This window comes from Vibrio crassostreae (genome assembly GCF_041439375.1).
Taxonomy (GTDB): Bacteria; Pseudomonadota; Gammaproteobacteria; order Enterobacterales; family Vibrionaceae; genus Vibrio; species Vibrio crassostreae_D.
The window spans coordinates 39,535-61,986 of the sequence record NZ_JBGONY010000016.1; the positions used below are offsets into that span (position 1 = coordinate 39,535).

Genomic DNA, 22,452 nt, shown 5'->3' on the forward strand with positions numbered 1-22,452 from the left:
AGGTAAGATGTTCTATCTTTCAGACCTTTTGTTTCACGTTATTGGATTAGGCTGATTCAGCCGCCCCAGTCAGTATTTGACTGGGGCGTTTTTTCTTGTGCGAAAGAAAAATATTTCCAACCTGCTATCCCCCAAAAAACCTCTCGTTTTTAGTGCCTTTCATTACTCTTTCTCAAGCACAGTGATAAACCCCTGATTTGCCTTAGATCTGGAATTCGACCAGCTTTTGGTAATTTAAATCCGTCTCTAAGTTGATTGTTTTATCGCTTGAAATAACTTTTATTTTACAAGTGATCGATAAAGGATTGATGGCTCACGCCTTATTTATCAGTGTATTGAGTCGGTGAATGCTCAATGTAATCCATGATTTTCTGTTGTTTCTCGGTGCTGTATTTCAGTGCTTCGGCGGTGATCTGGATGGATTGCGCCATCGAAGAGATATTGTTGGTCGCTTTTACCAAGGTTTGCTGCATGGGTTTCAGGATAAGCAGATAGATAGCGGTCAAAGCGATAATAATGACGGCGATAACGGCTGCCAGCGCAATGATGATCTTGGTCTGAATATCATCCAACAGCATTTGACTGGTTTGTTTAAAGGCGAGTCGAGATTGGTCTAAGGCTTGTGGCAGTTGATTGAGGGATGTCTTGGTGGAGCTCGCAAGCTTATTGATGCTTTCAACGGTTTGATTCAAGGCTTGTTGCTGGTCTTCGCTTAGGTTGGGGTTGTTGACTATCGCCTGCAAAGATTGCGATATCACCTCAAGAGACTCACTCGCATCTTGGGCGTACTTTTCCATCCCATCTAAGTCCAAGGTCATATCGACATTGATCAGTGGGGCTTGTTCTTGTTCTGCTTCAGAAGCAAACCCTGTCAGTGAGACCAACATAAGTGCAATGATGGCCAACGGTGTTTTCCACATGAGTATTCCTTTCTCATTATCCTGATTATTTAGATATGTCTTTTAGTATGGTTCACTTCTGTTGGTCGTAACGGGTTAATCCTGTCTTTGATTCTCAGTTTTTGAGTTTAAATCGCTAATTTTAGGGAAAAAAATACCCCACCTATATAAGGAGGGGTATTGATAAGGCTAAATTACTTGCTGTAAGTGCTCTAACCTATAGTGATAAGTAGGGGAACTACTCTGAGTCGTTGTGCTCTTCGTCCGCTAGCTCATCAATGATTTGATCAGCAAGCGCAGGGGCAAACCACTCATCCATCTTGGCACGCAGTTGGTCTACGCCGATGCCTTTCATAGAAGAGAAGACATCAACCGCAACATCACCACCGAAAGATTTTGCATCGTTGCGGATTTTCAGTAGCTGTGCTTTACGCGCGCCACTTTTCAGTTTGTCTGCTTTTGTTAACAAAACCTGTACTGGGATGCGGCTATCGATAGCCCAGTAGATCATTTGTTGGTCAAGGTCTTTCATTGGGTGACGGATATCCATCAATACCACTAAACCTTTCAGGCTTTCACGTCGTTGTAGGTATTCACCTAACGACTTCTGCCATTTTTTCTTCATTTCAAGCGGTACTTGAGCAAAGCCATACCCAGGTAAATCGACGATATGACAACCGTCCGTCACCTTAAATAGGTTGATTAGCTGAGTTCGACCGGGTGTTTTACTGGTTTTCGCCAAGCTTTTTTGGTTGGTAACGCGATTTAGCGCGCTAGATTTACCAGCATTGGAGCGTCCTGCAAACGCAATTTCGATCCCTTCGTCTTCTGGTAAATGACGAATATCAGGTGCACTGGTAATGAAATGCGTGTTTTGATAATGAATTTTTACGCTCACTGTTAACTCCATCTCGACTTTGTGTAGTCGATTGATTACTTTTTTGTGAATTTGTGTAAAATAACCGTGCTCGGCATAAGGTCGCCTATTGTACCATGAGTGGCAACATAGAGTGGTACTGGAAGCTTGATAATTATAATGGAATGTCATGAAGAAATTAGCGCTAATTTTGAGTCTTTTAGCCAGCTGCTCAGTATGGGCTCAAGGTAGTATTGAAGCTGGTAAAGCCAAATCACAAACATGTGTTGCCTGCCACGGTGCTGACGGCAACAGCCTGATCACTCAGTACCCTAAGCTGGCTGGTCAACATGAGAAGTATCTAGAGAAGCAGTTAAAAGAGCTTAAGCTAGGTATGACAAGTGGTGGTAAGCAAGGTCGTTACGAACCTGTAATGGGTGCAATGGCGATGCCTTTATCTGAAGAAGATATGGCTGACCTAGCGGCATACTACGCCTCTCTACCTATCTCTAGTAACTCTACTCCTGAAAATGTAGTAGATGAAGGTAAGGTTCTTTACACAGCGGGTAACGCAGAACGCGGCGTAACGGCGTGTATTGCTTGTCATGGCCCTCGTGGTAATGGTACCGAACTTTCTGGTTTTCCTAAGATTTCAGGTCAGCACGCAGATTACATCAAGGCTCAACTTGAAAAATTCCGCGATGGTGACCGTAATAACGACATGAATGCGATGATGCGTGATGTAGCTAAAAAGTTAACAGACGCTGATATTGATACCTTATCGAAGTACGTTGGTGGTTTACACTAATTTGTCGGTTTCTTGCTCTTAGCCAGAGTAAAGGAATGTACGTTCGAGCGAGATTGAAGAGACGCCCCGATCAGTAATGGTCGGGGCGTTTTCTTTTGTATTGGTTTTATTAATGCGTTTTGTGTTTATGTCTGATTTATCAATGTGTGATCGATTTGTGTACAAAAGTGTGAAGTCGCACTCTTGTAGTCTTTTTGTAACACGGTAAAGTAACCGCCATCAGCTAGGAGCTGACTTAGATATGGATGATCATCTAGTCTAACGGTATAGACAGAAATGGATCAGGCTAGGACAGCCCAGCAACAAGGTGTTAGAAAAGGATAGCCAAAACTCATCAGGACGATGAACAACAAACAAATTTGGCATGGAAAGCACCAATAACAAATGGAGATTTGTGTACCAAGTTGAGTATGCAAATTTTGGCCGATATAGGCAGATTTAGAGAGCGATAGGTTTTCCTATCGCTTTTTTTATTGATTTGATGAAAAAACACCCAATACCTCTCCACTATAAACTCAGTTTCTGGTATGTTTCGCATCCCTGTTTAAGGATGTGCTATGTATACTTGTCCCTTATGCCATCACCAAGGCGTGAATCACTATTTTGAAGACAAACGCAGAGCCTATCTGCAGTGTCAGCAATGTGAACTGGTATTTGTTAAACCTGAACAAAGGTTAGAAGCAAAAGAAGAAAAAGCACACTATGATCTCCATGAGAACGATCCTAGTGATGCAGGCTATCGCCGCTTTTTATCTCGCATCGCGGATCCACTAACAGACAAAATTTCATCTAACTCACACGGGTTGGATTTTGGTTGTGGCCCAGGCCCTACGCTATCTATTATGTTAGAAGAAGCCGGACACACCATGGAGTTGTACGATATCTATTACCACCCAGAACCCTCTGTGTTGGAAAAAACGTATGACTTTATGACTGCCACGGAGGTGATAGAGCATCTTTATCACCCAGACAAAGTGTGGCAGCAATGGTTGAATTTAGTTAAACCCAAGGGCTGGATTGGTCTTATGACTAAACTAGTAATAGACGTAGACGCGTTTGCTGGTTGGCACTACAAGAATGACCCGACACATGTCGTCTTCTTTAGTCGTCAAACATTCCAGTTTTTGGCAGAGCGGGATAAGCTCGAACTAGAATTTTTTGGAAATGATGTAATTTTACTGAGGAAAGTGCAGTAATGGGTCGTAGTAAGAAATCAAGAAAGCCGGGAGCACTTGGCGCTCCGGAGCCTATGGTTACTCGTAACCGTAGTGAATCTGATGTTGAAGGTCGTGAACGTAAGCGTGTTAAAAAGCGTAAAGGCCTTAAGTCTGGCAGCCGTCACTCAGATGGTAGCGAAGCAAAACAGCGTAAAGCTGCACAAGCTCGTGATCCACGTTTAGGCAGCAAGAAAAAAATTCCGCTGATCGTTGAACCAGCGAAGAAGCCGACTAAACAAGAGCGCAAGCTATCTAACGAACAAGAGTTAGAGATGCTTGAGAATGACGCTCAACTGAACACACTCCTAGATCGTATCGAAAATGGTGAAAACCTAGGTGCTGGTCTACAGAAGTTTGTTGATGAGAAACTTGATCGTATCGAACACCTAATGGGCCGCTTAGGTCTACTAGAGCCAGAAGACGATGAAGAAGAGATCTTCGAAGAAGCACCGGTTGCCTCTAAGAAGAAAGCGAGCTCTGACGAAGACTTGCTATCTCAATTCGAAGATTTCGATTTAGACAGCTTTAAAGGTTAATAGCCAGTGAACGTAACCTTATTAGCAATTGCTGGTGGAATTATCATTCTCGGCTTGGGCTCTTACGCAGGTTACCTTCTACTTCAAGTGAAGAAGCAGACGGAGTTGCAAAAGCAGCATCAAGCACTAGCCATTGAAAAACGCAACGCGACGATTTACGAAAACGTAAATACTTTGTGCTTAGCGGGCATTCAAGGGCAATGTGACTTACCTGAGATCAGTATCCGAGTGTGTATCATTATGGATAATGTTCAGGGTGATGAGCGTGTCGATTTTGATTCTGAGTATCCTGCTCTTTCTGAGCTGTACCATATCGTAAAAGATATGGCTCGCGGAGAGGCAAGACAGGAACTGACGAAGAAAGAGCGCATGCAGCAGAATCTCACGCGCCATAAGGCAGAGACTCGCTTGAATGATGCGGTCATTGAAGATCTGAAAAGGTTGCAAGAGAAGGTTAAACCTCTCAACAACCAAATCAACATTCAGATGATCTAGTCGCTAAGACTATTTAAAATAGAGGCTTGTTTAATACAGGGTGTTCTTGAGACACCTTATCTTTATAGATAGTGTTAAATGAGCCTTCTTACCTTTTGCGTCTCGTTAATCCCGACGCTTTGTTAGTGATCAAGCTAGCAGTTCTGAGTTTTTGTCTAAAAAATTGATTTTGTCTTGGAACGACCTTACAGGTCGTGTGGCAAAATAACCCGTCTATATTTTAATGTATGTAAAATGATTTGAGAGACCTTAGGTTCTCGCGGATCTAAATTGGAAATACCGCTATGTCGAGCAAGCCAGTAACAACGAATCAGCAAATCGTTTGGGATCAAGAGATCTTAAACAAGTACAACTATTCGGGACCTCGTTACACCTCATACCCAACTGCGTTGGAGTTTCATGAAGCGTTTACCGTCGCTGATTACGACATGGCGTGTACTCAATATCCTGAGCGTCCACTCTCTCTTTACGTGCATATCCCGTTCTGCCACAAGCTTTGTTACTACTGTGGTTGTAATAAAGTCATTACTCGTCACTCGCATAAAGCGGATGAGTACCTTGATGTGATTGAACATGAAATCCGCCAACGCGCCTCTTTATTGAATGGCCGTGAAGTGACGCAATTGCACTTCGGTGGTGGTACGCCAACGTTCTTGACCAAAACACAAATCACTCGTTTGATGAGTATTTTGCGTGAAGAGTTTAACTTCACCGCTGACGCTGAAATCAGTATTGAAGTTGACCCGCGTGAGATTGAGCTAGACGTACTTGACCACCTGCGTAACGAAGGCTTCAACCGCCTGAGCATTGGCGTGCAAGACTTCAATAAAGAAGTGCAGAAACTGGTTAACCGTGAGCAAGATGAAGAGTTCATCATTGCGATGGTTAAACGAGCGAACGAGCTAGGCTTCCGTTCAACTAATCTGGATTTGATCTACGGCCTACCAAAGCAGACTCAAGCTTTGTTCGCTGAAACATTGAAGCAAGTGTTAGAAATGAAGCCGGGCCGTTTATCGGTATTTAACTACGCACACATGCCTCAGCTGTTTGCGGCGCAGCGTAAGATTAAAGACGAAGATCTACCTGAAGCGAAAGAGAAAATGGCTATCTTGCAAGATACCATCGAGACGCTAACGGGAGCGGGTTACCAGTTCATTGGTATGGATCACTTCGCACTACCTGAAGATGAGCTAGCCGTAGCACAGCGTGAAGGTATTCTGCATCGTAACTTCCAAGGCTACACCACCCAAGGTGAAGCTGACTTAATTGGTTTCGGTGTTTCTGCGATTTCTATGGTTGGTGATGCTTACGCACAAAATCAGAAAGAGCTGAAGAAGTACTACGCTCAGGTGAATGGCCTGCGTCATGCACTTTGGAAAGGTGTTGCTCTAGACAGTGACGACCTTCTACGTCGTGAAGTGATCAAGCAGCTGATTTGTAACTTCAAGCTTGATAAAACAATGATCGAATCTGAGTTCTCGGTTAACTTTAATCGCTACTTCAAAGAAGATTTAGAGCTTCTACAAACCTTCATCAACGATGATTTGGTTGAAGTCGATGACAAAGAAATCCGCGTTACTCTGCGTGGCCGCTTGCTGATCCGTAACATCTGTATGTGTTTTGATAAATACTTACGTGCAAAGGCTCGCCAGCAGCAATTCTCTCGCGTTATCTAATCGCTCGATAGAGAATAGAACAATAAAAAATGCCAGCATCATGCTGGCATTTTTGTATCTGACTCATTCGATTTCTGCCTGGTTTAGGTGAGACTCTCAGTGGTATTTTGTTTGACCTTGGCACTTTGCTTGGAGTTGATGAGGTCGGTAGGCCATTGGTCAAACGGAACTGGGCGACTGTATAAGAAGCCTTGAGCAAGCGGGCACTGCAGCTGCTTGAGAAGTTCAGCCTGTTGCTGTGTTTCAACGCCCTCTGCCACCAAGCTTACTTTGAAGCCCTTAGTGATGTTAACGATGGCCGCGACGATGGAGCTGTCTAGATTCTCTTTTTCTAGCTTGCTGACAAAGCTGCGATCGATCTTTAAGCAGTCAAATGGCAGTTTCTGCAGATAGGCTAGGGATGAGTAGCCAGTGCCGAAGTCATCAATCGCAATTGAGATACCGAGTGCTTTTAGCGTTAGCATATTGTCAATGATGGTCGGGTCATTGTCGACGATGCGTGACTCCGTGATCTCTAGTGTCAGGTTGCCTGCTAGAAGCTTGGTGTCACGTAGCGTGCCTTTAACTAGTTCGACAAAGCTACTTTCGCTTAGTTGATCGACCGATAGATTGACGTGAATCGAGAAGTCTTTGCTCCACTTTCCTGACTCAATCGCGATTGCTGTATCTCGGCAGGACTTATGCAGAATCTGTTTTCCGATATCGTAAATGAGCCCGCTCTCTTCCGCGAGAGGAATAAACTCGAGTGGCGAGATCACCCCTTCATCGGTTATCCAGCGAGCTAAAGCTTCCGCCCCTATGGTTGAGCCGGACTCCAGATCAATAATAGGCTGATAAAAGGGTTCGAATTGCTGCAGTTCGATCGCTTTGTTGAGGCGGGCTAGCATCTTGGTTCGGTGCCTAGAGGCCTTGCCCATTTCTGGACTATAGATGCTGACACGAGCTTTGTCTTGCTTGGCATTGCTCAGTGCAATACTGCTGTTGCGAAGCCATAAGGTAATGTCTTGGTCATTTGAGACGTGAACGACACCAATGGACACCTTAATCACCACGCTTTCTGATTCCATGGAAAATGGCGAAGCAAAGGTTTGGAGTAGTCGGTTAGCAAGCAGCTGAACATCGTCATCTTGAGTTACATTGGGTGCGTAAATCGCGAATTCATCGCCACCAGTGCGAGCCAACAAGTACTCTGTTGGCAGAATGCCACGCAGTCGAGCGGCTGCGATGATCAGCAGTTGGTCGCCATTGTAATGACCTAGACTGTCATTGATATCGCGGAAGCGATCGATACCAACCAAATAAAGCGTTCCTTCCTCTGTTTCGGTGCTTTTCTTTGCAGCATCAATAAAGCCTTCTCGGCTATACAGTTTGGTTAGTGAGTCATAGGTAAGCTGAGACTGTAATGCGTGAAACGAGGCCTTTAAGTTACTAGCCATTTCATTGAATGAGTCCACCAGCATACTGGTTTCATAGATATGCCCCGTCTTTGGCATGCTCGTGTCCCAATCGCCCTTAGCAAGACGCTTTGCCGCATCTGCTGTCGAGGTAATAGGTTGGATTACGCGATTAAAAGCAATTAACCCTGCAATGACCCCAATGCAACTCAGTGCTAGCCCGAGCAACCAACTATTTCTTTGGTTTTCTGGCAACTCACCGAGCAGATTGCTTTCAGGGATCGACACCCCAATAAACCACGTGAGGCCGTGTTCATCTTCGTAAGGGGTGATTTGGTTGAAGTAGCGTTCGTTGTCTAGGCGGAAGCTAAAGCGCTGCTCGCCCAAATTATCGATTAGGTGGAATTGGTCTACGTAACTGGCGCTTTCACGTATGACGGGGGTAGCACTCTCTGTTGCCAGTAAGCGTTGGCCTTTATTGGTTTTTCCTGTTCCCCATGAAACGACACTGCCTCCGCCTGAGTGTGCGACCAAGCGCTGCTGCTTATCGATGATATAAACAGAGGCATCTGTTCTATCTTTGAGCTTTCTGAGAAACGCATTGAAGGTATTGATTTTGATATCGCTGACGACGACGGCTTTGAATTCATTATCATCATAGATAGGGGAGAGAGCAGATAAGGTGATTTCTTGGCGTTCGTCAGCATTGGCATAAATTGGTGACCATAACGGTTTTTTCTGTGTCGCAACGGGTGTGTACCAAGGACGGATTCTTGGATCGTAACCTGAAATCACCGATCGAATGTCTTCACTAATCTTGCTGCCACGGTAAATGACCAACTGATCATTAGTGCGTTCGTCTTGCACCATCAAGGTGTAGCCTTTGTTGGCTTCTTTGCGGAAACCGACGTAGTTACCATCTTCAGAACCAAAGCCGATCACATCGAGTTGAGGTACAGCAGTGTAATGCTCTGAAAACGTATAAAAAATATAGTCTTGGACCTTACTAAGGTTGCCCGCTTGATAAAGATGGTGGTAGCCGATGTTATGGCTGAGTGAGAGGTTCGCATGAAATGGCTTTTCTAAAAAATTAGACAGGCTTTGGTGAACGTGGTCAGTAAGTGATGTTAGCTGGCGTGCACTAACATCACTCACCGTCTCTTTGTAGCTTTGCTTTTGAGTAAAAACCATTACGCCCATAGTGAATAGAAAAATCATCACGAATGGCAGAACCACTGCGGTTCTCAAGGTAATTTGTGTTTTCAAAGACATCTTTAGCTACAACTTTGGTGAATAGTGTACTGTAATTGTACCGACACTATTCAGACCAAGCGACACTTTTTTGGTTAAAAAGTAGCTGCATCGAGAGTCATATTAGGTCAGTACAGCTCTTTAAGCTTGCGAGTTAGGGTGTTTCTTCCCCAACCTAAAACCTTGGCTGCATCTTGTTTGTGACCATTAGTATGGTTGAGTGCAGCCTCAAGTAGTATACGTTCAAACTCTGGTAGCGCATAAGTCAGCAGCTCTTTTTCTCCTGAATCAAGCGCACACTTTGCCCAATTAGCGAGCAGTTGTTGCCAGTTATCTCCAGTTCCAGAGATTGTCACTACTTTTTCTTCTAGCAGCTCTGGGGGAAGGTCTGAAGGGAGAATTTCGCTGCCACTCGCCATCACGGTGAGCCAGCGACAAATGTTCTCAAGCTGACGCACGTTACCCGGCCAATTCAGCTGATTGAGCTTTAAAATGGTCTCAGGATGCAGTGTTTTCACTTCAACACCGAGCTCTTCGGCGGCTGATGCTAGGAAGTGATGAGTCAGCTTTTCAATGTCTTGTTTACGTTCGCGAAGTGCCGGGATATGGATTCGGATAACGTTGAGTCGGTGGAAAAGGTCTTCACGAAAGTCGCCTTCATGCACCAACCGTTCAAGATCTTGGTGGGTTGCGGCAACGATACGAACGTCAACCTTAACTGCTGAGTGCCCACCCACACGATAAAATTGACCATCGGAAAGTACTCGTAGCAGGCGAGTCTGAATATCGAGTGGCATGTCGCCGATCTCATCAAGAAACAGTGTGCCTCCGTTGGCCTGTTCGAAGCGCCCTTGGCGAACGCTGTTAGCACCGGTAAAGGCGCCTTTCTCGTGGCCAAACAGTTCAGACTCGATCAGATCTTTGGGGATTGCTGCCATGTTCAAGGCAATGAAGGGTTTCTTGGCTCTTGGGCTGTGACGATGCAGAGCGTGGGCGACTAACTCCTTACCAGTACCTGATTCACCATTGATAAGTACGGATATGGATGAGCGAGACAAGCGGCCAATAGCTCGAAAAACTTCCTGCATTGCCGGTGCTTCACCGATGATTTCTGGTGCGTTGGTGTCTTCAGCTACTTCACTGGCTTGCTCGCGTTTCTGCTCTTGGCTGTGTGCGATCGCTCGTTCTACCAGAGTCAGTGTCTCATCAATATCGAACGGCTTTGGTAGATATTCAAAGGCGCCTTTTTGATAAGCATTCACCGCCGCATCGAGGTCTGAATGCGCGGTCATGATGATCACGGGCAGGTCGGGAGAGCGTTGGTGAACTTGATGCAACAGCTCAATTCCGTCAATACCTGGCATGCGAATATCAGACACCAACACGTCAGGTGTCTCGCGTTCAAGCGCAAGCAATACGCTCTCGGCATCAGCAAATGTCTCACACTTTATATCCGCAGATGAGAGTGTTTTCTCTACTACCCAGCGGATCGAGCTGTCGTCATCGACGACCCAAACGTATCCCTTACTCATAATTCAATTCCTTTGCAGCCAAATCTATTGTGATAATCATTGTTGTTTTTATGATGTCTTTAATTTTTGTGTTACCGAGTTAAGCCTTTGATCTCGCAGTCCAATAGCGAGGTTCTTGTAACCTAAATCGGCAGGTAAATCGTGAATGTGGTGCTGCCCGGCCAGCTTTCAACATCAATTTTCCCATTATGTTGATCGATCAGGTTTTGAGAAATCGATAGCCCCAGTCCTGTACCGCCTTCTCGTCCGCTGACCATTGGGTAAAACAGGGTGTCTTTTAAATCATCGGGGATGCCCGGACCGTTATCGCTGATCTCAACACGAGCCGCGAGTTTGTGTCGTTGCCCATGAATATTTGCTTGATGCACCGTTCTGGTGCGAATGGTTATTTTTCCAGAATCCTGAGCCTTTAGAATCTGCGCTGCGTTACTCACGATATTGAGCATCGCTTGTTCAACCTGTGCTGAATCCATCAAGATGTCCGGTAGGCTAGGGTCGTAATCTCGTTCGATGGCTAGCGTAGAACCTGATTCAAGTTCTACGAGTTGCCTGACTTTCTCAAGTATCTGGTGGAGGTTTTCTTCAGATTTGGTCCCCGGCTTCTGCGGGCCAAGCAAGCGGTCGACCAAAGCTCTTAGGCGGTCGGCTTGCTCAATAATGATTTGCGTATACTCATTAAGGGACTGATCAGGGAGCATTTTCCCAAGTAACTGCGCTGCACCTCTTAAGCCACCGAGTGGGTTCTTAATCTCATGTGCTAACCCGCGTACTAGCAGCTTAGCCGCTTGTTGTTGTGCATGTTGGTTGAGTTCTTGGCTGAGGCGTCTTTGCTGGTCTATCTTGCGCATCTCAACGAGTAGCAGCGTCTCTCGTTGCCAAGATATTGGGCTAACCGTGACTTCAAGCATCAGTGGGCGGTTATCAACAACAAAGGTAACGTCACTGTCTGTAATGCTCTGGCCACTTTGCAGCGGTTGAGTCAGAAGCGCCAAATCTAATGAGGCATGTTGGATAAGTTGGCTCAGTGGATGATCAACGATGCGTCGCGCGCTCTGTGAAAAGAGCTGTTCAGCTGCCGGGTTGGCATATCGGACATACAATTGCTCATCGAGCATCAATGTCGAAGTCACCATGTTGTCGAGAATGGCGCTGGAAAGATGATGTGTATCTATGCTGTCGCTTTTGGCTGATCGATTCACTATTTCGTCCTTGAATTGGTGCTTTTCCCACTGCACCAAATTGGTGCGCAGCTAAGTTCAAGTATGGCGCATATCAACCAGAAGCTAAAGATAATTCATTAGAGTCGCTGAAAGCTGCTTCGATTTGGTGAAAAGTAGAGGTAATTCAGTCTCTTTTCACACATTGGCCTACTTGAGCGTCGCTCGATGTAAATACACGGTGACTGGACTAGTAGATGCAATAAGCTTGCCGCTTCTATGTGCTTGAATTGCAATGGTGTGAGTACCTCGATCGATACCTTTTAATTCCCAAATAGGTTGAGTCTGTGGGGCGCCATAACGACGGCCATCGAGTATCAATTGTAATTGCTCCCCGATACCAAGTTTTCGGTTGAGATCTATCTGAATCGGGATTAAGCCGCGGTTGCTATGAATGGTTTGATCATGAACTGGAGTCAGCATGGTGAGGGCTAATTGAGTGGGAACCTCACGTTTTGTGGTTTCTGTTTTTGCCTGATTTTTAGCTGGCGTTGCCGTTTTAGTTGTAGGTAAAGCAGCGGTGTCTATCGGAGTTGAGGCCTCAAATTTAGGGGCGGGTGCTGAAGCTTGCACATCTGGCAGGCGAAGAGCCTCGGCATCTTGAGCGCTAGGGTTATCACTAAAGTGGAGCACGCCATCCTCATCCACCCAGGTATACACCGTTTGAGCAGAGCACGAGAGCGCGACTGTTAACCCGATCAGTAACAGTATATTTTTCATATCTTTAGCCTCTTTGTCACCACTAGGTGATTTCACGTTTGGCGTTGGTTTTATTGTATTTAGCGCGACAGCCTCTGAGGGCTTTTGTCTAAGGTATGGTACGAGGAGGGGAGCGTCGAGAGAATATAAAAAAGGCCCGCCTGCGAGGCGAGCCTAATATTTAGTCAGCGATTCTTACAAGATTGCAGTAAGAAATGGCTTATCTCTACAGGAGATTAAACTGAGTAGTACAGTTCAAACTCAAGTGGGTGTGTAGCCATGTTCACGCGTTGTACGTCGTCAGATTTCAGAGTGATGTAAGAATCGATGAAATCGTCAGAGAATACGCCGCCAGCTGTTAAGAACTCACGGTCTTCGCTAAGCGCTGCTAGAGCTTCTTGTAGAGATTCTGCAACTGTTGGGATTTCAGCTGCTTCTTCTGCAGGAAGGTCGTATAGATCTTTATCCATAGCTTCGCCTGGGTGAATCTTGTTCTTGATACCGTCAAGGCCAGCCATAAGCATTGCTGAGTAGCATAGGTATGGGTTCGCTGCTGGGTCACCAAAACGTAGCTCGATACGACGTGCTTTAGGGCTTGGTACTACTGGGATACGGATAGAAGCAGAGCGGTTACGTGCTGAGTAAGCAAGCATTACAGGTGCTTCGAAACCAGGTACAAGACGCTTGTACGAGTTAGTTGATGGGTTAGCAAACGCGTTGATTGCACGAGCGTGCTTGATTACACCACCGATGTAGTAAAGCGCCATTTCAGATAGGCCGCCGTACTTATCACCAGCAAACAGGTTAACGCCGTCTTTTGCTAGAGATTGGTGAACGTGCATACCAGAACCGTTGTCACCAACTAGTGGCTTAGGCATGAATGTCGCTGTTTTACCAAATGCGTGAGCAACGTTGTGTACAACGTACTTGTAGATTTGAGTTTCATCAGCTTTCGCTGTTAGCGTGTTGAAGCGAGTTGCGATTTCGTTTTGACCCGCAGTTGCTACTTCGTGGTGGTGAGCTTCAACTACTAGGCCCATCTCTTCCATTACTAGACACATTGCTGAACGGATGTCTTGAGATGAATCTACAGGAGCTACTGGGAAGTAACCGCCTTTAACGCCAGGACGGTGACCTTTGTTACCGCCTTCGATGTCAGAACCTGTGTTCCAAGCTGCTTCTACGTCATCAATCTTGAAGAAAGAACCAGACATGTCGTTTGAGAACTTAACGTCGTCAAATAGGAAGAATTCTGGCTCTGGACCAACTAGAACTGTGTCTGCGATACCTGTAGAACGTAGGTACTCTTCAGAACGTTTAGCGATAGAGCGTGGGTCACGGTCGTAGCCTTGCATTGTTGCAGGCTCAAGGATGTCACAACGGATGTTTAGCGTTGCGTCTTCTGTGAATGGGTCCAGTACAGCAGATGCTGCGTCTGGCATCATTACCATGTCAGATTCGTTAATGCCTTTCCAACCAGCTACTGAAGAGCCGTCAAACATTTTGCCTTCTTCGAAGAAGTCTGCATCAACTTGGTGAGAAGGGATAGAGATATGCTGCTCTTTACCTTTTGTATCAGTAAAACGTAAGTCGATAAATTTAACTTCGTTCTCTTGGATCAGGGATAGTACATTTTCTACTGACATCTTGGATAACCTCCAGTGTTATTAATTCGGTATTAGCTCGATTCGGTTGAAACTAGCATTGATTAATGTCTATAAGTGCATTAATCGATGCTGATTTATCTATAGCCAAAAACGTGCCAAAAAAATTATTCCATTAATTTCAATGATTTACTTGTTTTTTAATTTTGCCTAATCTGGTTTTTGCACCAAAATGATCTTTGGTTGCACCTTGTTGGTGCAATGATTTGTCTGTGCACCAATATGAGACATAAGCGAGCACCATTCAGCAATGAATTGCCTAAGTTGTCAATCCACTTTTGTTATTTTGCGGGAGATTTGGCTCGCCACTCGCCGGTGATGCTTTTTTAGAGTCCTACGAATTTGGCTGCTCAACACTGTACTGAATCAAAGTTAAGCGGATATGAATCGCTAATAAAGAAAAAAGCCTTGGTTCAGATCACATATTTCTGGGTTTTTGTCTAGAATCTGGTATATTATTGACCGTTTTTTAAATCAAGCTAGCGGTTATTATCCAAACTTTTGAGATAAGTGACGGCTACTTTTATGAGTGAATCGAGAATCCATGTCTACTCCACAGATTGATAAGTTAAGAAATATCGCGATCATCGCGCACGTTGACCACGGTAAAACGACTTTGGTTGATAAACTGCTACAACAGTCAGGCACTCTTGAGTCTCGTGGTGAAGCTGAAGAGCGTGTCATGGATTCGAATGACATCGAAAAAGAGCGTGGCATTACCATTCTTGCTAAGAACACAGCAATCAACTGGAATGATTACCGCATCAACATCGTAGATACTCCGGGACACGCGGACTTCGGTGGTGAAGTTGAGCGTATCATGTCTATGGTTGACTCTGTTCTGCTTATCGTTGACGCAGTTGATGGCCCAATGCCTCAAACTCGTTTCGTAACGCAAAAAGCATTCGCACACGGTCTTAAGCCAATCGTTGTAATCAACAAGATTGACCGCCCAGGTGCTCGTCCTGATTGGGTAATGGATCAAGTATTCGACCTTTTCGACAACCTAGGTGCTACTGATGAGCAACTAGACTTCACCGTTGTTTACGCTTCAGCTCTAAACGGTTGGGCAACAATGACTGAAGGCGAAACTGGCGAGAACATGGAACCATTGTTCCAAGCTGTTGTTGATACAGTAGACGCGCCTGCAGTTGACCTTGACGGCCCACTACAAATGCAAATTTCGCAACTTGATTACAGCTCTTACGTAGGTGTTATCGGTGTTGCTCGTGTTACTCGTGGTTCTGTTAAGCCAAACCAACAAGTAACTATCGTAAATGCAGAAGGCAAAAAACGTAACGGTAAAGTAGGTACAGTTCTTGGTTACCTAGGTCTTGACCGTCACGAAGTTGAGCAAGCTAACGCTGGCGACATCATTGCAATCACTGGTCTTGGTGAGCTGAAAATTTCAGACACTATCTGTGACGTAAATAATGTTGAAGCAATGACTCCGCTTTCTGTTGATGAACCAACAGTAACAATGACGTTCCAAGTAAACACTTCTCCGTTCGCGGGTAAAGAAGGTAAGTTCGTTACTTCACGTAACATCCTTGAGCGTCTAGAGAAAGAACTAGTACACAACGTTGCACTACGTGTTGAAGAAACTGATAACCCAGATCGTTTCCGTGTTTCAGGTCGTGGTGAACTTCACCTATCTATCCTGATCGAAAACATGCGTCGTGAAGGTTTCGAGCTAGCTGTATCTCGTCCAGAAGTTATCATCAAGAAAGACGAAGATGGCAACCTAACTGAACCGTTTGAAACTGTGACTATCGACGTGCTTGAAGAGCACCAAGGTGGCATCATGGAAAACATCGGTCTACGTAAAGGTGAGCTAACTGATATGTCTCCAGATGGCAAAGGCCGTGTTCGCATGGACTTCATGATGCCTTCTCGTGGTCTTATCGGTTTCCAAACTGAGTTCCTAACTCTAACGTCTGGTTCTGGTCTTCTTTACCACTCATTTGATCACTACGGTCCTCACAAAGGCGGCGTAATCGGTCAACGTAACAACGGTGTTCTAATCTCGAACGCAACTGGTAAAGCTCTGACTTACGCACTATTCAACCTACAAGAACGTGGTCGTCTATTTGCTGAGCACGCGGATGAAGTATACGAAGGTCAAATCATCGGTATTCACAACCGTTCAAACGACCTAACAGTAAACTGTCTGAAAGGTAAGCAGCTAACGAACGTTCGTGCATCTGGTACTGATGAAGCACAGGTTCTTTCGCCACCTATCCGTCACACTCTAGAGCAAGCTCTTGAGTTCATCGACGAAGACGAACTAGTAGAAGTAACGCCAGTAAGCATTCGTATCCGTAAGAAGCTTCTTACTGAAAACGAACGTAAGCGTGCAGCACGTCCAGCTAAGGCTTAATTGCCAGCTGACTAGCTTCTAGCTAACAAGCAATACGTTTTAGAATAAGTAAGAAAGCCCCGAGTAGCCTAGCTGCTCGGGGCTTTTGTTTTTTAGTTTGTTTAGATACGGTTAAACGAGATTTCGTCATCCTCAAGAGGGAGGAACGACCGAGTTGGGGATCTAGCTTTTGATACATAAGTAACGTTCAACGAATTGAAGCCGTTCTTCGACTGGCATAAACGGCACTTCAACCACCTCATAGCCAAGTTCTTGGTAGACTCTTTCTAACGCGTGGTGAATCTCTAACGCCTCCTCAAACGGATAAGGTCTCACATCATCTTGTACATAAATTGAAGCTTCAGGGCGACAGAACAACACTTGGGGGTGATAACCTTGGCTCGCTTCTCGGTAGGTTGTGTTTATCTCTAGTTTCGCCTGAGCCAAGTAGCCACAGATATCTGGAATGGCGCGATCGAGAAAGGCAACAGGATGCTGACTGGCTTGGTCTTTGTGTTCGCTCATGACGGTTAAACATAGGCGAGCAAAGCCTGGAAGGTCTAACCAAGGTAAGATACCGTTCTCAAGTTGACTCTGCTGTTCGATTAACTGGCGAGAGGACTCAGCGAAGGTGGGGTAACCCGCATCACCCAAAGCATTGATCAATGTGGTTTTTCCGGCGCCAGGGCCGCCAGTAATAATGATTGGGTTCATACGGGCTTATCTTTATTTGTGCCTACGGGCGTTATTTCTGGTTTAGTTGAGCAAGGAACTTATCCGATTCGGCGATCGCAGCATTCATCTGTTCTATTGCGTAGGCGATGTCTTTTTCTAAGCTCATAAACTCACCTTGCAGCGAGCCGACAGCGCTCGCATTGAGGTTGTGCTTCAAGTAAAGCGTGTTGTCGCGAAGGGTATTGAGCACTGGGTCCATTTTCTTCTCGGCGCGCTTCATTGCTGACAGCATCGTTTGGTAAGACAATTTAGTTTCACGAAGCTTTTGCTCGCTCGAGCGGCGCAGTGAATCACTGGTGTAGAGATCTAACTCACTCTGCCACTCTTCAAACAGCGCATCCGACACATCTTCAATCGCAGCAATGCGGTCACTGACATTTTGCGCGGCTTTCTCGCTGTCTTGGTATTTATCGTTGATTTGGTTGTACATGTCTTCAAGGTCGCCGCCACTGAAATTAGTCAGGCTACTCAAGGCTTCAAGTGCGCTGGTAAACTCTTCCTGAGCATCCTGCTGCGACTCTTTAGCGTCTTCCACTCTATCGACCATAATGTCACGCTTGTGGTAACCCACTTGCTCCATGGCGGAGTAATAAGCTGACTGGCATCCAGTAAGAGTAAAAATAGAGAGGACTATAACTATTAAATAAGGCATCCTAGTTTCCTATAGTTAAGTAACGGAATATTAATTAGGACTATGAACGAGTTACAAGGGAGTTACAAGTTGAAGATAAAAAAGGTCGCCACACTCAGTATTCAGTTTTCTCGCTATCTTTTGGCGCGAATGACGCACGATAGAGTCAACGTGAATGCGGGCTACTTGGCGTACATTACTTTGCTCTCGATCGTACCGATGTTGACGGTTCTGCTCTCTATCTTGTCGTCATTCTCCATCTTTGCTGATGTTGGTATCGTGATTCAAAACTTCGTTATTACCAACTTTGTTCCCGCGTCTGGGGATGCCGTACACGGTGCCTTGTTAGAGTTCGTTGCCAATACCGGAAAAATGACGGCGGTCGGTAGTGTGTTCTTATTCATTGCAGCATTGATGCTGATCTCCAACATCGATAAGAACCTTAACTACATCTGGCGAGTAACAGAAAAGCGTCGAGCCGTGTTGTCCTTTTCAATGTACTGGATGGTGCTCACGCTTGGACCTATTTTAGTTGGGGCGAGCATTGCAGCCACTTCTTATGTGACATCATTGAGCTTGTTGCAAAACGAAGTGGTGTCTGGCGCCTTTAACACCGTGATTCGCAAACTTCCTTTGATTCTCTCTTTCTTTGCGTTTTTCGGTCTGTACCTGTTGGTTCCCAACAAAAAGATACACTTTTCTCATGCGGCTGCAGGTTCTCTAGTGGCGGCTCTGTTGTTCGAACTCAGTAAGAAAGGCTTCGCGGCCTACATTACTCAATTCCCTTCTTACCAGTTGATTTATGGCGCATTGGCGGCAATACCAATTCTTTTTGTCTGGGTTTATTTGTGCTGGTTGATTGTGCTGGTGGGTGCTGAGGTGACCGCTGCATTGGGTGAGCAGGAACAGTGGAGTGACTCGAAAGAAATGGTACACTCGTCGGATAAAGACAAAATCACAGAGCAAGGAAACAACAGTGATAGCACTGATCCAGAGAGTAAGTGAAGCTGCCGTCCGTGTTGATGGCGAAGTAGTTGGTGAGATTGAGCAAGGCTTATTGGTTCTGTTAGGCGTAGAAAAAGGTGATGATGAAGCCAAAGCTAAACGTTTGATGGAACGAGTGACCACTTATCGTGTCTTTGGAGATGAAGACGATAAAATGAACCTCAACGTGAAGCAGGTAGAAGGTAAGGTATTAGTGGTGTCTCAATTCACTCTGCCGGCCGATACCAAGAAAGGGACTCGAGCAGGGTTCTCTCGTGGTGCTCACCCAGAAGATGCTGAGCGTCTCTACAACTATTTCTCAGACCAATGTGAATCAGTGTTGCCAACGGAACGTGGCCGATTCGCAGCCGACATGAAAGTGTCTTTGGTTAATGATGGCCCAGTGACATTCTGGCTGCAGGTTTAGGCTTAAAGGAATAAGCATGTTTAAACTCATAACACCGACCACCGAAAATCAGCTAAACAAGTATTACCATTTTCGTTGGCAGATGCTCCGTGAACCTTGGCGAATGCCGGTAGGTTCAGAGCGCGATGAATACGACCCAATGAGTCACCATCGCATGATTGTTGATGGTCGTGGTCGCCCGATGGCGATTGGTCGCTTGTATATCACCCCAGATCTAGAAGGTCAGATCCGCTACATGGCGGTGAAGAACTCTCGCCGAAGCAAAGGTATGGGCTCATTGATTCTAGTCGCACTTGAGTCATTGGCTCGCCAAGAGGGCGCTAAGCGCTTGGTGTGTAATGCACGTGAAGATGCGATCTCATTCTATGAGAAGAATGAATTTGAATGTCGCGGTGAGATTAATGACCAACGTGGCCCTGTACGTCACCAACAGATGGTTAAGCACCTTGACCCAATGGCAGATGTTCTGCGTAAGCCTGAGTGGTGTAATGAGCTGCAGCAGCGCTGGGAACATCAGATCCCGATCAGTGACAAGATGGGCATCAAGATTAACCAATACACGGGTTACCAGTTTGAGTGTAGTGCTCAGCTGAATCCTAACTTGAACCCTCATAACACCATGTTTGCAGGCTCCGCCTTTACCTTAGCGACCTTAACCGGTTGGGGTATGACTTGGTTACTGATGAAAGAGCGTGGCCTGACAGGTGATATCGTGCTGGCAGACAGTAATATTCGTTATCGTCACCCGGTTGAGCAAAACCCAGTGGCCTCTACCTCATTGGATGGGATCAGCGGTGATTTAGACCGCCTCGCGTCGGGCAGAAAGGCACGTATCATCATTCATGTGACTATTAACAGTGGTGATGTGGAAGCGGTAGAGTTTACCGGAACCTACATGTTGATCCCCGACTATAAAAAGATACTTTCGACAGATTCAAATGGGAGCGAATAGCTAACACCGGTAATACTGTAAAGATTGACTGAAAGCGCTACTCCTGAGGAGTGGCGCTTTTTTGTTGGCAGTCGTTAATCTCAGAATACTCAGCTTGGGTGAGCTTGCCTGAGATTTGATGGCATGTGTCCGATAGGGTAATCGATAGGGTGTGTTGCTCGGCTTTAAGCAAGTCGAGCTCTCCAGACACCTCACCATTGAGCGTTTGAATCCTTTGTTCGCCTTGCTCTGCTGCCGATGCACCAATAATGTGCATCGGTTCGAGAGTGAAGCGTCCACGGTCAAAATTCGCATTGAGCTCTGGGATTTCAAACACGTTATCAGTCGATGTTTCAGAAAGCTTGTCGTTAAAGGTCATCACACCTTGGCGAACGCTGCCTTTGAGTTGTCCTGTGGTTGAATAGCCGAGCATCAGTGAATCGCCGTATAACCCAGCGGCTTGAAGTTCGAACTCGCCATAACCTGTTGCATCGAGCGGTAATTCAAGTTGTTGCAGCATGGGTGCTATCGGTAACCCATCGGCAGAAATATCTAAGCTCCATGGCTTGCTGATTTGGTTAAAATCGAGTGTTGCATTGGCTTCAATATAGCCATTCCTAAGTGGCGCAAACAGACGTGTCAGCGTCCATTTCCCTTGTTCGCTATTCATCTCAACCACCGGCTGTGCGCTAACAATGTTTTGGTAACTGGCATCGTTTGCGCTCGCCATCAATTTGCCTTGCCATAAGCCCAGTTTTCTATCTTGCAGCAGTTGAACTTGATGCCCTTCGACATGTAACCCTGAGGCCTGCCAGTAAGGCTTTTGTGCGAGTTGGATGAGTTGACTGCGTTCTATGTTAAGTCGGCTAATCTCGACGCTCTGGACCTGTGTGAGCCAAGGTAATAGGCGAGCGGCGGCTAGAGGGTTATCTTGGTTTTCAGTGACCCATTTTATGCCTTGCAGGTCGAGCTGCTCTAATTCAATGCTGCTAGGGGTGACTTCGCCATTGAGTTGTATAGTGCCCTGCAGGAATTGAGTATAGAAATCTTCGATTAGAATCTGGTTTGGCTCTAGGCTTAGCTTGATATTTGGCTCGATGAAGATGTCATCATCAATGGTCACTCCTTCTGCTTGCAGAGAGAAAATGGCTTTCTGCTGCTTCCACAGTTCAAAGGGCAGTTGGATATTTTCTAAAGAGGCATCAAAGGCTGCGAGGTGACCATCTTTCCACTCTACGTCGCTACGCAGAATATCTAAGCTGTTGATGTGGTTGATCTGAATACCTGCCACATTCCACTCTCTATTCAGTAGACTTTGAGCTTGTTTTTCGTTTAATCGCAAACTATCTATTGTCACATTCACCAACGACCAATCATGTTGATATTGTTCAGCTTGTCCGGAGATTTTGGCGCCACGCCAATCAAATGAAGCACCATAAAGGGTGCTGTCACTCGGCTTGAGATCTAGGTCAATCAACAGATTATCGAATGCTTCACCTTGCCAATACAGTTGTGAGGCAGAGAGTTGGGTTTTTCCATAAGGTAGCAGTGAGTTGTCGTCTTCCCATTTTGGTGCGGAGATCTGAAGGTCGATGCCTCGCGCATTAAAGTCTGGGGTCGAGAAATCTAGATTATTGATCGCCAGCTGACGCAGCTTGAGGTTTGGTTGGGTAAACACTGATGTGAGTGTTGTTAGATCGTCGGCTTCTAACTGTAGTCCGCTGATCAACACAGAGTCTAAAACCAGTTTGGCTTCAAGGAGAGAGTCTGGGCTGAACCAAAGATCGATCTTGTCGATATATAGAGGTGTCTGTTTTTCGGGTTGGCTTTGGGTTATGCCCATTAAGGTGATGTGATAAGGCGCCTGATAACCCACATCTTCAATGAACACAGGTTGTTCAATCGTATGTTTGATAAAAAAGTTAGAAACATCCGCACGGTATTGGGTCTGCAGGCTTAATAGCAACGCTGCGATAGTTGCAACGGCGATAGCCAACACAATGCCGAACACCATCAATACCTTTTTCATTCCTTGGAAGCCTTAAATTTCAATAGTCTCAAAATAGAGTGGAACAAAAAGAGTCAGGCAGCAACAAAAAAGCCCCTCAAAAGAGGGGCTTGCTACAAAAATATCATTTTAA

At 45.7% G+C, this 22,452-nt stretch carries 20 protein-coding genes; 10 read left to right on the forward strand and 10 right to left on the reverse strand.

Annotation, left to right across the window (positions count from 1 at the left end; all coding sequences use genetic code 11):
- The first annotated feature begins 7 nt into the window (after positions 1-7).
- Positions 8-55 carry a hypothetical protein gene (locus ACED45_RS24075; protein ID WP_438356636.1) on the forward strand — a complete coding sequence of 16 codons (48 nt, stop codon included), beginning with the start codon at positions 8-10 and terminating at the stop codon, positions 53-55.
- Between the two features lie 265 nt (positions 56-320).
- Here ACED45_RS24075 and ACED45_RS09235 read toward each other — a convergent pair whose 3' ends face one another.
- Both ACED45_RS09235 and yihA read right to left on the reverse strand, forming a co-directional pair.
- On the reverse strand, positions 321-920 hold the full coding sequence (locus ACED45_RS09235) for a GTP-binding protein (RefSeq protein ID WP_371713834.1): 600 nt from the start codon (positions 918-920) through the stop codon (positions 321-323).
- 217 nt (positions 921-1,137) lie between these two features.
- Positions 1,138-1,797: a ribosome biogenesis GTP-binding protein YihA/YsxC gene (yihA, locus tag ACED45_RS09240; RefSeq protein WP_017060162.1), complete on the reverse strand. Its 660-nt coding sequence runs from the start codon at positions 1,795-1,797 to the stop codon at positions 1,138-1,140.
- Between the two features lie 148 nt (positions 1,798-1,945).
- On the opposite strand from yihA, the gene ACED45_RS09245 reads away from it, so the two are divergent.
- The 5 genes from ACED45_RS09245 to hemN all read left to right on the forward strand — a co-directional run bounded on the left by ACED45_RS09245 (position 1,946) and on the right by hemN (position 6,487).
- Positions 1,946-2,563, forward strand: a complete 618-nt coding sequence (locus tag ACED45_RS09245; protein ID WP_012602993.1) for a c-type cytochrome — start codon at positions 1,946-1,948, stop codon at positions 2,561-2,563.
- A 557-nt stretch (positions 2,564-3,120) separates the two neighbouring features.
- On the forward strand, positions 3,121-3,759 hold the full coding sequence (locus ACED45_RS09250) for a class I SAM-dependent methyltransferase (protein WP_010433503.1): 639 nt from the start codon (positions 3,121-3,123) through the stop codon (positions 3,757-3,759).
- Positions 3,759-4,316 (forward strand): Der GTPase-activating protein YihI, encoded by a 558-nt coding sequence (yihI, locus tag ACED45_RS09255; protein WP_017060163.1) that lies wholly within the window; start codon positions 3,759-3,761, stop codon positions 4,314-4,316. Before ACED45_RS09250 ends, yihI begins: the two co-directional genes overlap by 1 nt.
- A gap of 6 nt (positions 4,317-4,322) precedes the next feature.
- On the forward strand, positions 4,323-4,811 hold the full coding sequence (locus ACED45_RS09260) for a DUF2489 domain-containing protein (RefSeq protein WP_017060164.1): 489 nt from the start codon (positions 4,323-4,325) through the stop codon (positions 4,809-4,811).
- Positions 4,812-5,095: 284 nt separating this feature from the next.
- Positions 5,096-6,487: an oxygen-independent coproporphyrinogen III oxidase gene (gene hemN / locus ACED45_RS09265; RefSeq protein ID WP_371713835.1), complete on the forward strand. Its 1,392-nt coding sequence runs from the start codon at positions 5,096-5,098 to the stop codon at positions 6,485-6,487.
- Positions 6,488-6,570: 83 nt separating this feature from the next.
- Here the strand turns inward: hemN and ACED45_RS09270 are convergent, their stop codons facing one another.
- The 5 genes from ACED45_RS09270 to glnA form a co-directional block, all read right to left on the reverse strand.
- Positions 6,571-9,153, reverse strand: coding sequence for an EAL domain-containing protein (locus ACED45_RS09270; RefSeq protein ID WP_371713836.1), 2,583 nt, complete (start codon positions 9,151-9,153; stop codon positions 6,571-6,573).
- Between the two features lie 107 nt (positions 9,154-9,260).
- The gene (gene glnG / locus ACED45_RS09275) at positions 9,261-10,664 is read right to left on the reverse strand and encodes a nitrogen regulation protein NR(I) (protein ID WP_371713837.1); all 1,404 of its coding nucleotides are present in this window, start codon (positions 10,662-10,664) and stop codon (positions 9,261-9,263) included.
- A 122-nt stretch (positions 10,665-10,786) separates the two neighbouring features.
- A complete protein-coding gene (glnL, locus tag ACED45_RS09280; RefSeq protein WP_190960474.1) occupies positions 10,787-11,863 on the reverse strand; it encodes a nitrogen regulation protein NR(II) in 1,077 nt (358 codons plus the stop codon).
- A 168-nt stretch (positions 11,864-12,031) separates the two neighbouring features.
- Positions 12,032-12,601: a DUF4124 domain-containing protein gene (locus ACED45_RS09285; RefSeq protein WP_371713838.1), complete on the reverse strand. Its 570-nt coding sequence runs from the start codon at positions 12,599-12,601 to the stop codon at positions 12,032-12,034.
- Positions 12,602-12,816: 215 nt separating this feature from the next.
- Positions 12,817-14,226 carry a glutamate--ammonia ligase gene (gene glnA, locus ACED45_RS09290; RefSeq protein ID WP_019826498.1) on the reverse strand — a complete coding sequence of 470 codons (1,410 nt, stop codon included), beginning with the start codon at positions 14,224-14,226 and terminating at the stop codon, positions 12,817-12,819.
- 562 nt (positions 14,227-14,788) lie between these two features.
- On the opposite strand from glnA, the gene typA reads away from it, so the two are divergent.
- A complete protein-coding gene (gene typA, locus ACED45_RS09295; protein ID WP_017059220.1) occupies positions 14,789-16,624 on the forward strand; it encodes a translational GTPase TypA in 1,836 nt (611 codons plus the stop codon).
- Positions 16,625-16,786: 162 nt separating this feature from the next.
- Here the strand turns inward: typA and ACED45_RS09300 are convergent, their stop codons facing one another.
- Positions 16,787-17,317, reverse strand: a complete 531-nt coding sequence (locus tag ACED45_RS09300; RefSeq protein WP_371713839.1) for an AAA family ATPase — start codon at positions 17,315-17,317, stop codon at positions 16,787-16,789.
- A gap of 31 nt (positions 17,318-17,348) precedes the next feature.
- Positions 17,349-17,990, reverse strand: a complete 642-nt coding sequence (locus tag ACED45_RS09305; protein ID WP_029235101.1) for a DUF2959 domain-containing protein — start codon at positions 17,988-17,990, stop codon at positions 17,349-17,351.
- A 42-nt stretch (positions 17,991-18,032) separates the two neighbouring features.
- Between ACED45_RS09305 and ACED45_RS09310 the strand changes: the two genes are divergently transcribed.
- Genes ACED45_RS09310 through ACED45_RS09320 form a run of 3 tightly spaced genes read left to right on the forward strand, consistent with a single transcriptional unit; the run spans position 18,033 to position 20,332 of the window.
- Positions 18,033-18,974 carry a virulence factor BrkB family protein gene (locus ACED45_RS09310; RefSeq protein ID WP_371713840.1) on the forward strand — a complete coding sequence of 314 codons (942 nt, stop codon included), beginning with the start codon at positions 18,033-18,035 and terminating at the stop codon, positions 18,972-18,974.
- Positions 18,946-19,380, forward strand: coding sequence for a D-aminoacyl-tRNA deacylase (gene dtd, locus ACED45_RS09315; protein ID WP_004735590.1), 435 nt, complete (start codon positions 18,946-18,948; stop codon positions 19,378-19,380). The genes ACED45_RS09310 and dtd overlap by 29 nt, the downstream gene beginning before the upstream one ends.
- Before the next feature lie 16 nt (positions 19,381-19,396).
- Positions 19,397-20,332 (forward strand): bifunctional GNAT family N-acetyltransferase/hotdog fold thioesterase, encoded by a 936-nt coding sequence (locus tag ACED45_RS09320; protein ID WP_371713841.1) that lies wholly within the window; start codon positions 19,397-19,399, stop codon positions 20,330-20,332.
- A gap of 37 nt (positions 20,333-20,369) precedes the next feature.
- On the opposite strand, the gene ACED45_RS09325 is transcribed toward ACED45_RS09320, so the two are convergent.
- Positions 20,370-22,340: an AsmA family protein gene (locus ACED45_RS09325; RefSeq protein WP_371713842.1), complete on the reverse strand. Its 1,971-nt coding sequence runs from the start codon at positions 22,338-22,340 to the stop codon at positions 20,370-20,372.
- Positions 22,341-22,452 lie beyond the last annotated feature (112 nt).

Bases quoted from the DNA above. Each gene is read 5' to 3' on its own strand.
- ACED45_RS09250 (WP_010433503.1), top strand. From the start codon at position 3,121: ATGTATACTTGTCCCTTATGCCATCACCAAGGCGTGAATCACTATTTT.
- ACED45_RS09320 (WP_371713841.1), top strand. From the start codon at position 19,397: ATGTTTAAACTCATAACACCGACCACCGAAAATCAGCTAAACAAGTAT.
- glnA (WP_019826498.1), bottom strand. From the start codon at position 14,226: ATGTCAGTAGAAAATGTACTATCCCTGATCCAAGAGAACGAAGTTAAA.
- ACED45_RS09285 (WP_371713838.1), bottom strand. From the start codon at position 12,601: ATGAAAAATATACTGTTACTGATCGGGTTAACAGTCGCGCTCTCGTGC.
- ACED45_RS09245 (WP_012602993.1), top strand. From the start codon at position 1,946: ATGAAGAAATTAGCGCTAATTTTGAGTCTTTTAGCCAGCTGCTCAGTA.
- yihI (WP_017060163.1), top strand. From the start codon at position 3,759: ATGGGTCGTAGTAAGAAATCAAGAAAGCCGGGAGCACTTGGCGCTCCG.
- ACED45_RS09305 (WP_029235101.1), bottom strand. From the start codon at position 17,990: ATGCCTTATTTAATAGTTATAGTCCTCTCTATTTTTACTCTTACTGGA.
- ACED45_RS09325 (WP_371713842.1), bottom strand. From the start codon at position 22,340: ATGAAAAAGGTATTGATGGTGTTCGGCATTGTGTTGGCTATCGCCGTT.
- ACED45_RS09310 (WP_371713840.1), top strand. From the start codon at position 18,033: ATGAACGAGTTACAAGGGAGTTACAAGTTGAAGATAAAAAAGGTCGCC.
- typA (WP_017059220.1), top strand. From the start codon at position 14,789: ATGTCTACTCCACAGATTGATAAGTTAAGAAATATCGCGATCATCGCG.
- ACED45_RS09270 (WP_371713836.1), bottom strand. From the start codon at position 9,153: ATGTCTTTGAAAACACAAATTACCTTGAGAACCGCAGTGGTTCTGCCA.
- glnG (WP_371713837.1), bottom strand. From the start codon at position 10,664: ATGAGTAAGGGATACGTTTGGGTCGTCGATGACGACAGCTCGATCCGC.
- ACED45_RS09235 (WP_371713834.1), bottom strand. From the start codon at position 920: ATGTGGAAAACACCGTTGGCCATCATTGCACTTATGTTGGTCTCACTG.
- hemN (WP_371713835.1), top strand. From the start codon at position 5,096: ATGTCGAGCAAGCCAGTAACAACGAATCAGCAAATCGTTTGGGATCAA.
- ACED45_RS09300 (WP_371713839.1), bottom strand. From the start codon at position 17,317: ATGAACCCAATCATTATTACTGGCGGCCCTGGCGCCGGAAAAACCACA.